Annotated in this window: 8 protein-coding genes; 3 read left to right on the top strand and 5 right to left on the bottom strand. The window is 67.5% G+C overall.

Features of this window, described 5'->3' with window-relative positions:
- From DQP58_RS24245 to DQP58_RS24230, 4 genes are all read right to left on the bottom strand, one after another.
- Positions 1–519, bottom strand: a 519-nt coding sequence (locus DQP58_RS24245) for a 3-isopropylmalate dehydratase (protein WP_112710669.1), incomplete at its 3' end; no start/stop codon positions are given.
- Entirely contained in the window at positions 516–1,763 is a 1,248-nt protein-coding gene (locus DQP58_RS24240; RefSeq protein ID WP_112710668.1) for a 3-isopropylmalate dehydratase large subunit, read from the bottom strand. The genes DQP58_RS24245 and DQP58_RS24240, both read right to left, overlap by 4 nt.
- Positions 1,754–2,641 carry an isocitrate lyase/PEP mutase family protein gene (locus tag DQP58_RS24235; RefSeq protein WP_112710667.1) on the bottom strand — a complete coding sequence of 296 codons (888 nt, stop codon included), beginning with the start codon at positions 2,639–2,641 and terminating at the stop codon, positions 1,754–1,756. Before DQP58_RS24235 ends, DQP58_RS24240 begins: the two co-directional genes overlap by 10 nt.
- A gap of 10 nt (positions 2,642–2,651) precedes the next feature.
- The gene (locus DQP58_RS24230) at positions 2,652–4,082 is read right to left on the bottom strand and encodes an MmgE/PrpD family protein (RefSeq protein WP_112710666.1); all 1,431 of its coding nucleotides are present in this window, start codon (positions 4,080–4,082) and stop codon (positions 2,652–2,654) included.
- An 89-nt stretch (positions 4,083–4,171) separates the two neighbouring features.
- Here DQP58_RS24230 and DQP58_RS24225 point away from each other — a divergent pair, with 89 nt between their 5' ends.
- Positions 4,172–4,984: a GntR family transcriptional regulator gene (locus DQP58_RS24225; protein WP_112710670.1), complete on the top strand. Its 813-nt coding sequence runs from the start codon at positions 4,172–4,174 to the stop codon at positions 4,982–4,984.
- Here the strand turns inward: DQP58_RS24225 and DQP58_RS24220 are convergent, their stop codons facing one another.
- A complete protein-coding gene (locus DQP58_RS24220; protein ID WP_112710665.1) occupies positions 4,985–5,863 on the bottom strand; it encodes a ribokinase in 879 nt (292 codons plus the stop codon). It lies immediately after the preceding gene.
- Positions 5,864–6,018: 155 nt separating this feature from the next.
- Here DQP58_RS24220 and DQP58_RS24215 point away from each other — a divergent pair, with 155 nt between their 5' ends.
- Together DQP58_RS24215 and DQP58_RS24210 are read left to right on the top strand one after the other, a co-directional pair.
- A complete protein-coding gene (locus DQP58_RS24215; RefSeq protein ID WP_112710664.1) occupies positions 6,019–8,211 on the top strand; it encodes an adenylate/guanylate cyclase domain-containing protein in 2,193 nt (730 codons plus the stop codon).
- Entirely contained in the window at positions 8,211–9,614 is a 1,404-nt protein-coding gene (locus DQP58_RS24210) for a mechanosensitive ion channel family protein (RefSeq protein WP_112710663.1), read from the top strand. The genes DQP58_RS24215 and DQP58_RS24210 overlap by 1 nt, the downstream gene beginning before the upstream one ends.
- Positions 9,615–9,674: the final 60 nt, after the last annotated feature.

The following is a 9,674-nucleotide window of genomic DNA, read 5'->3' as shown; positions in this document are numbered from 1 at the left end:
GCGCAGCAGGTCGCCCATTTCGGCGGGCAGGTAGCCCTGCCGGGCGAGCCGGGGCAGCACACCGCCGCTCTCGATGATGTCGAGGATCAGGTCGGGCAGGCGCGGGACGGTACCCGCGGCCCCGGTGGTGTCGTTGCGCCAGCTGCCGTCGGCGAGGTCGAACGTTCCGGTGTCGCCGTCGCTGAACGCCGAGGTGGCCTCGGGGACGGTGATCGCCGGCAGCCCGGAGTTCACGGCGTTGCGGAAGAACAGCGAGTTGAATTCCTCGGCGACCAGGCCGGCGACGCCGAGTTCGACGAACAGCGCCGCCACGGGGCGTGACGAGCCAAGCCCGAAGTTCTTGCCGGCCAACACGATATCTCCGGGGGAGACCTCGTCGGTCCAGCCGGGCCGCACCTCGTAGAAGATGTGCTTGGCGGCCTCGGCCGGTTCCATCTTCATGGCGAACGCCGGATACATGGCGTCGGTGTTCAGGTTGTCGCCGAACACCCATACCTTGCCGCTGAAGCGCAGTGTCATGCGGTCACACTCCTCGGGTCGCTGATGTAGCCGGTGACCGCGGATGCGGCGACGGTGGCCGGGGAGGCCATGAAGATTTCGGCCTCGTTGCTGCCCATGCGCCCGGTGAAGTTGCGGGTGCTGGCCGTGATGCAGACCTCGCCGGGCCCCACCACACCCATGTGGTAGCCGAAGCAGGCGCCGCAGGTGGAGTTGGTGACGACGGCGCCGGCGTCGGCGAGGTCCTGAAGGTAGCCGCGCCGCATGGCCTCGCGGTACACGGCCTGCGAGGCGGGCGTGATCAGCAGCCGCACGCCCGGCGCAACGGTCTTGCCGCGCAACACCTGTGCGGCGATCTGCAGGTCCTCGAGTTGTCCGTTGGCGCAGGAACCGATGAAGGCCTGATCGATTTTCTGTTTGCCCAATTGTGATACCGGCGATCCGTTGCGGCTGACGGTGCCCGGCCGCGCCACGTACGGTTCCAGCGCCGCCAGGTCCACACGCCGCACGTCCTGATAGGCGGCGTCGGGATCCGGTGAGACGGCGTCGAATCCGGTGACGTCGCGTTCGGCGAGGAACGACGCCAACACATCGTCGGGCTCGAATGTGCTGAAATCGGCCGACACCTCGGCGCCCTGCGTTGCGATGGTCCGCCGGTCGTGCATCGGGATGCCGGCCAGGCCGGGGCCGCCGAATTCGAGGTTCTGATTGGGCGCATCGCCGTACTCGTTGGCGATGTGCAGGAAGATGTCCTTGCCGCTCACCACGTCCGGCTTGGCGCCGTCGAATTCGTAGCGGATCGTCGGCGCGACCTGGAACCACGTGGAGCCGGTGCACATGATTGAATAGATCTCGGCGGGACCCAGGCCACGGGCGGCGGTGTTGTACGCGCCGGCCGCACAGGTGTGAGAGTCGGTGCAGGCCAACACTTCTCCCGGGCGCGCCAAGCCGTTCTCGGCGATCACCTGATGGCAGATGCCGTGGCGGCCGACGTCGTAGAAGCGCTCGATGCCGAAATCGGCGACGAATCTGCGGGCATGCTGACCGCCCTCGGCGTCCTTGATGGTCGGGGCGGGCACGGCGTGATCCATGATCACCGCGAGCTTGTCGGGATCGTGAATTCGGTTGGGCTGTATCCACATGGTGCCGAACTGCAGGTCGATCAGGACGGTCATGTCCACGTCGACCACGACGGTGTCACCCGGGGCCACCGAGTCCAACCCCGCCTTGCGGGCGAAGATCTTTTCAATGACGGTCATGCCCATGAGCGGTCCCCGATCTGTGCGTACTTGTCGTCGAGCGCCCGCCACTGCGCCATGCCCACCAGGTTGAAGAAGTCTTCCGGGGAGCTCGGCAGCTGGGCCGCGAGGTCGGTGCCGTTGAGTTCGCACAGGCTCTGCAGCATGGCGAACGTCGTCTGCATCAACAGATTGCTGGGATGGATGGCGATCGCATAACCCAACTCCTGCAGGTGCGACGCCGACTGCAACGGAGTGAGGCCGCCGAGTACCAGGTTTATCAGTAGGGGCGCGTCCACTTCGGCTGCGATGCGCTCGATTTCGCCGGCATCCTGCGGCGCCTCCACGAAGATGATGTCGGCGCCCGCCTGCGCGTACCGGTTGGCGCGCTCGATCGCGACGTCAAGCCCGAGTGGACCGCGCGCGTCGGTGCGGGCCACCACCAGCAGGTTGTCGTCGGATCTGGCGTCCAGTGCGGCCGCCAGCGTCCGTTCGAACACCGTCGCGTCGACGACCTGCTTGTCCGGCAGGTGGCCGCAGCGTTTGGGAAATATTTGGTCCTCCAGCTGGATGGCGGCCACCCCGGCCGCGTCGTAGGAACGGACGGTGCGCACCACGTTCATGGGTCCGCCGTAGCCGGTATCGGCGTCGGCGATCAGCGGGACGTCGCCCAGGGCGTCGGTGACCATCGCGACCCGTTCGGCCATCTCCGTCGCGGTGACCAGGCCGATGTCGGGCAGTCCGAATCCCGACGCGGCCACACCGGCGCCGGTCAGATACGCCGCGACGTGTCCGGTGCGTCTGGTCAGGTGCGCCGATATTCCGTCGAAAACGCCTGGCGCGACGATCAATTCGCGCTTGTTCAACAATTCTTTGAGCCGAGAGCGGGCCGGTGTTGTCGCCATCCGAGTCCTTTCAGTTCAGTGCGCCCGCGACAGGGCCGGCGAGCACATCGATGAGGTTGTTGATGTCGGTCAGATCGTCGAGCCCGATCACCGCGCGCTCGATGGCCGCGGCGCGGCCGCGGCTGGTGACCCGGTCGGCCAGGGCGTGGAACTTGGCCACCAGTTCGTCGTTGGTGACAGGATCGTCGGGCGCGCCGTGCGGCAGGGCGACGCGCGCGCGGTGCACGGTTCCGTCCCGGGTTTTCACCGCGAGGTCGGTGCGGAACTTCTCGGTGCTGCCGGCGTCGGCCAGCGATTCGTCGAGGTGCACCGTGGTGGCCGCGATCAGTGCCCAGATGTCGTCGGCATCGAGGCGCGCGGGGGTGAACTGTTCGGGCAGCACGTTGCCGTCGAGCAGCGCGGCCGCGGTGGCGTACCCGATGTTCATCTGTGCCCCGATCGGGGGGAGCGGGCGCTGCGGCGGCCACCACCCGTGCTTGTACACGGTCTCCCCGACGGTGATGTCGACCGACGAGATATCCTCCGGTGCAATAGAATTCCGTAATTTCCTGGCGGCCTCGATGGCGCCGTGCAGCCCACCCATCGCCGCATAGGATTTGACCATGATGACGTTGGTCTCCCAGCGCTGGCCGAGCTCGCCGGTCAGCGCCGCGACGTCCGGGTCGTGGCCCTCACCGAAAACGCTGAGGAAGCCGCCGTATTCGCGCTCGAACACCCGCTTGATTCCGGTGTAACCGCCGGCCGCCAGACCCGCAGCGTAGAAGCCGTTGCGGGCGGCCAGGCCGTGGTGCATGCGCTTGCTCATCGCTTCGTATTGAGCGGCCATCAGACCCGCCGACTGGGTTGCGGCCAAACCCAGCGCGTCCTCCAGCTGCGCCGGTGGCAGGCCGCGCAATTTGCCGGACGCCATTGCCGCCGAATGGGTGCCGAAGACGGGTCCCGAATGCCATCCGCGGTCCAGCATTTGGGTGCCGTGCAGGGTGTAGCCGACGCGCGGACCCACCTCGAACCCGACGATGGCTGCCAGTGCCAGGTCGGCCCCGGTCGTCGGCACCGGGCGTGTCGATGCCGTCGACAGCAGCGCCGGGATGAGCAGCGAGCAGCTGTGCAGCGGGGCCAGCGGATGGAAATCGTCGAGTTCGAAACCCTGGATGAACGTGCCGTTGAGCACCGCGGCCGCGGGCGCGCTGGTCCGCTGTCCGGTGCCGATCACGACGCTGTCGCCGGATCCCTCCAGATTCAGCACGGCGTCGGTGGCGACGCGCGACCACGGTAATCGGGCGCCCACCAGGGCGCAGCCGACGCCGTCGAGCAGGAGGTGTTTGGCGCGCTCGACGACGGTGGGCGGGACGTCGTCGAGCGTGAGATCGGCGACCCAGGTGGCCAGGCGCCCGGTCGGTCCGGCCGGATCGGTGGCGGCCCGCTGCTGCACCCCGGTCATCGCAACCCCCTCGGCCTAGTAGACGTCTATCAGTTGTTATATGTTTATAACAACTGATGCGGTCGCGCAAGAGAGGCGGTGTGGAAGCATTGGGCACCGTGCAGCAGCGCAGCGACAAGGCCGGCCCGGTGTCCGCGGCCGCGGGTGTGCCGTTGCACCGGCAGCTGTTCCTGGTGCTGCATGACGAGATCGACCGCGGGGTCATCGCCCCCGGCGAGGCATTGCCTACCGAGCAGACGCTGTGCGATCAGTTCGGGGTCTCCCGCATCACCGTGCGCCGCGCGCTGGCCGACCTTGCCGAACAGGGCTACATCGAGCGCAGGCAGGGTGTGGGTTCTTTTGTGCGCCAACATGATCCGGCCGACGTGTCCGTGGGTCGCTCATACCTGCAAGAACTGCGTCAGACCCAATTCGAAACCGAGGTGGAGGTCGTCGAACTGGGCACCCGGTCGCCCCCGCGGGTGGTCGCCGAGACCCTGAGGCGCGGCGGTGATCTGCTGCACATCGTGCGGGTGCGGCGGCAACGTAGGACCGGTGAGCCGTTACTGGTGACCGACGCTTGGCTGCCCCCGGAGCTGGCCCCGGTGCTGACCGAGGCGGCGTTGCGGCGCGCGCCGCTCTACGAGCTGTTGTCCGACGGTGGGGTCACGGTGAACCGGGTGCGGCACGAGATCACGGCCGAAATCGCGGGCCCGCGCAACGCGCACCTGCTCGACATGCCGATCGGCGCCGCCGTGTTGCGGGTCAACCGCCTCGTGTACGCGGCCGGCGCACCGCATCACTACCTGTCGGGCCTACTGTCGCCGAGCCGAAGTCGCGTGCTGCTCAGCCAGTCCGCCGACGAGCTCGAAACCGGCGACGGCCTGCGAATCGCCCACGATGTCGGCGGGCGCAGCGGCTAGCTAGGACGCACCCCGCAGCGCCTTTGCGATCGACTGGGCGTCCGGCGCGCAATCACCGGCGCCGGCGACGAGGGTCGCCAGCGCACCCGCCGCGCAGGCTCGCTGCAACGCCAGCCGCCGCTGATCCGCCGAGCCGGGGTTGGGTGGCCAATTCGCGGCCAGGACGCCGGCGAACACGTCACCGGCCCCGGCGGTGTCCACCGCGGTCACCGTCGGAGCCGGTACGGTGTATTCGCCGTCCGCGCCAACGTAACGGGCGCCGTGCGCGCCCAGCGTCACCACCAAATGTTCCGGGCGCCAGGGCCATTCGTCGGCCTCCTCTTCATTGGTGATCACCACGTCCGCCGCGGCCGCCAAGTCGCCCAACGAGCCGGGATCCTGGCCGGCCGGCGAAGCGTTCACGACGACGACCGCTCCGGCCGAGCGCGCGTGGTGCGCGGCCGCGACGGCCGTGGGCACCGGAATCTCGAGCTGGGTCAACATCACATCGCAGTCGCCGACGACCGTGCGGGCACGCTCGTCGCTGAGCGTGAAGCGACCGTTGGCGCCCGGCGCCACCACGATCGTGTTCTCGGCGTGGGCGTCGACCACCACGATGGCCGTGCCGCTGGGTCCGGGGATTTCGACGGCTCCGTCGAGCCCGACGCCGTTGGCCTCGAGGTGCGAGCGCAATCGGCCCGCGGCCGCGTCATCGCCGAGCGCTCCGACGAACTGCACCGTTGCGCCCGCGCGCGCCGCCGCCACCGCCTGATTGCCCCCCTTGCCGCCCGGCGTGTGCGTCAACGACGACGCCAAAACCGTTTCGCCAGGCCGTGGCAGGGCGTCCACACCCAACGACAGATCGAGATTCACGCTGCCCACCACACAAAGGCGTGTCATGCCGCCGACGTTAGTCGGGTAGGTATCACAAAGCACACCAGGGCGACCGGCACTTTCGACGCCGAATCGCGTCATGGCAAACGCCGAATATCTCGATGTCCGCGCGATATTCTGCTGCGTTAGGGGGCAGGATCGAACGAGAAAAGGGCAGGCGATTGACCACGAGCGAGTTGACGGACGCCGAACCCCATACCGACCCCGGTCCGGCCCAACCGGCCGCGAAGCGCGTGCGGCAGCGCGCCCTGGCCCGCTTTCGGTTCGGCATCCAGTCCAAGATCTTGATCACCATGCTGCTGTCGAGCATTTTGGGTGTGGCGGTGATCGGCCTCATCGGCGCCGTGTCCGGCCGTAACGCGTTGCGCCAAGTCGAATCGGAGCGGTTGATCGAGTTGCGCGAGTCGCAGAAGCGGGCCGTGCAGGCGCTGTTCCGGGAGGTGTCGAATTCGCTGATCGTCTACAGCGGCGGCTTCAGCGTCAACGAGGCGATGACGACGCTGACCGCCGGATTCGCTCAGCTGGGCAACGCGACGATCACGCCCGCCCAACAGCAGTCGCTGGTCAACTACTACGACGACGACATGATCAAACCGATCAAGCGGATCACCGGGGACACCATCGACATCAGGGCAGTCCTGCCAAGTGCCAACGCGCAGAAATACATTCAGGCGTACTACACCGCCGCCCCCCGGCCTGGCCCCGACGCCCTGCCCGTCCAGGACGCCGGTGACGGCAGCGCATGGTCAGCGGCCAACGCCCGCTTCGACTTCTATATGCGCGGCATCGTCACCCGATTCGACTATCAGGACGCGCTGTTGCTCGACATGCAGGGCAATGTCGTCTACAGCGTGATGAAGGGGCCTGATCTGGGCACTAACATCCTCACGGGCCCCTATCGCGAATCGAAGCTGCGGGAGGCATACCAAAAGGCGTTGGCGTCCAACGACCTCGACTTCGTCTGGATCACCGACTTTCAGCAGTACCAGCCGCACCTCGACACCCCCACGGCGTGGGTGGTGTCGCCGGTCGGCATGAACGGCAAATTCGAAGGCGTAATGGCGCTGCCGGTTCCGGTCGCGAAGATCAACAAGATCATGACCGCCGACAAACGCTGGGACGCCGCCGGAATGGGGCCGGCGACCGAGACCTATCTGGCGGGTCCCGACGACCTGATGCGTTCCGATTCGCGGGATTTCATCGAGGACCCGAAGGGCTACCGGCGTCAGGCGATCGACGCCGGCACGCCACCCGACGTGGTGGACCGAGCGCTCCGGTTGGGCAGCACCACCCTGGTGCAGCCGGTCGACACGGCCGGGCTGCGCGCCGCCCAGCGCGGCGAGACGGGAGTGGTCAGCGCCACCGACTACACCGGCAACAGGGAGCTGGAAGCCTATGCGCCGCTGAACATCCCCAATTCCGACCTGCACTGGTCGATCCTGGCGACGCGCGACAACTCCGATGCGTTCGCCCGGCTCGGCAGGTTCAGCAAGACGCTGGTGGTCGCGGTCGCCGCGATGATCTTCGCCATCTGTGTGGCCTCGATGTTCGTCGCGCAGGCCGCGGTGCGACCGGTCCGGCGTCTCGAGGAAGGCACCCGCAAAATCAGCTCGGGTGACTACGAGATCAACATCCCCGTCCGGCGCCGCGACGAAATCGGGGATCTCACAGCGGCTTTCAACGAAATGAGCCGCAACCTGGCCATCAAGGAGGAGCTGCTCAACGAGCAGCGCCGGGAAAACGACCGCCTGTTGCTGGCGCTGATGCCCGAGTCGGTGCTGCGGCGCTATCGCGAGGGCGAGGAGACCATCGCCCAGAAACATCAGGACGTGGCCGTCATCTACGCCGACATCGTCGGCCTCGACGAGATTTCCAGCGACGTGCCGGAAGACGAATTGGTCGCGACCGTCAACGATCTCTTCCGGCAATTCGATTCGGCGGCCGAAGCCCTTGGCGTCGAACGGATTCGGACGTTCCACAACGGATATCTGGCCAGTTGCGGGGTAGTCACGCCCCGGCTGGACAGCATCCACCGCGCCGTCGACTTCGCCTTGGAGATCGGTCGCATCATCGATCGGTTCAACAGCCAGGCGGTGCACCAGCTGGGGCTGCGCGTCGGCGTCAACACCGGCAACGTGGTCAGCGGGTTGGTCGGCCGGTCCAGCCTGGTCTATGACATGTGGGGCGGCGCGGTCAGCCTGGCCTATCAAATGCACAGTGGCGCACCGCAACCGGGCATCTACGTCAGCTCGCAGGTGTACGAGGCGATGCGGGACGTCCGGCAGTTCACCCCGGCCGGCACCATCTCCGTCGGCGGTACCGATCAGGCCATCTACCGGTTGCTGGAGCGCTGATGAACCTCTTCAACTCGTCATGGTTCTATTGGGCGATCGGCATCGCGGTCGGGTTGCCGCTCGGGTTGATCGCTCTCACCGAGCTGCACGACGCGCTGCTGCGCAGGAACAGTCCGCTGGCCAGGCAGGTGAGCCTGCTGCGCAACTACCTGCTGCCGCTCGGTGCGCTGTTGCTGCTGCTGGTCCAGGCCTCCCAGGTCCCCGCCGGCGACGTTCCGGTGCGCGTCCTCACCACGGTTTTCGGTCTGCTGGTGCTCGTCCTCGTGCTGTCCGGCCTCAACGCCACGATGTTCGAAGGCGCGCCCGAAAAGAGTTGGCGCAAAAGGCTGCCCGGCATCTTCCTGGACTGCGCGCGGTTGGTGGTGATCGGCGTCGGTCTGGCGGTGATGTCGTCCTACATCTGGGGTGTGCGGATCGGCGGCATCTTCACCGCGCTGGGCGTCACGTCGGTCGTCATCGGGCTGATGCTGCAGAACTCCGTCGGCCAGATCGTGTCGGGCTTGTTCATGCTGTTCGAGCAGCCCTTCCGCATCGACGAGTGGCTGGACACCGGCACGGCGCGCGGACGGGTGGTCGAGGTCAACTGGCGCGCCGTGCACATCGATACCGGCAGCGGGATTCGGGTCATGCCGAACGCGATGCTGGCCGGCAATGCGTTCACCAATCTGAGCCGGCCGCCCGGCACTCACAAGCTGGCGGTGACGACCACGTTTGCCACCGTCGACCCGCCCGACCGGGTGTGTGCGCTGCTGTCGCGCATCGCCGAGGGGCTGCCTCAGCTCAAGGCCGGCAGCGTGCCGCGGACGGTCCCGGTGGGAGCGGGCGAGTACCGCACGACCATCGGGTTGAACTCACCGGCCGACGCCGGCGCGGCCAAGGCGATCTTCCTGCGCTGGGCCTGGTATGCCGCGCGACGGGAGGACCTGCACCTCGACGGCGCCGATGACGACTTCTCCACCATCGAACGGGTCGAGCATGCGTTGCACACGGTGGTGGCGCCGGCGCTGCGGATCGGCGCCGAGGAGCAGCGATCGCTGCGCTCCGCCGCGAGGATCGTCCGGTACGGCGCCCACGAGGTGGTGGAGTACGCGGGCCAGGTGCCCACGACCATGACGTTCCTGGTCGCCGGGCGGGTGCAGCTGACCGCGACCGCCGATGACGGGTCGACGGTGCCGATCAGCACGCTGGTCGAGGGGTCGTTCTTGGGGCTGACGGCGCTGACCCGGCAGCCGAATCTGGCCAGCGCGTACGCGCTGGAAGAGGTGACGGCGCTGGAAATCGACCGGGAACACATTGAACACCTGGTGACGCGGGCGCCCCTGCTGCTGCAGAACTTTGGCAACATCATCGAAGAGCGGCGCAGCAAGGTGCGCAGCGCCCGGCGCGGTGAGCGGGTCGGGTAGTGGCGATCGCGAGCGCGGTGGTGCCGGGCGATGCGGGTCGCCACCATCGGAGGTAGTGGC

The sequence above is a fragment of the Mycobacterium colombiense genome (genome assembly GCF_003284975.1).
GTDB lineage: Bacteria > Actinomycetota > Actinomycetes > Mycobacteriales > Mycobacteriaceae > Mycobacterium > Mycobacterium europaeum_A.
The sequence above is the reverse complement of the archived record's forward strand: the minus strand, read 5'-3'. Positions and strand labels throughout refer to the sequence as shown.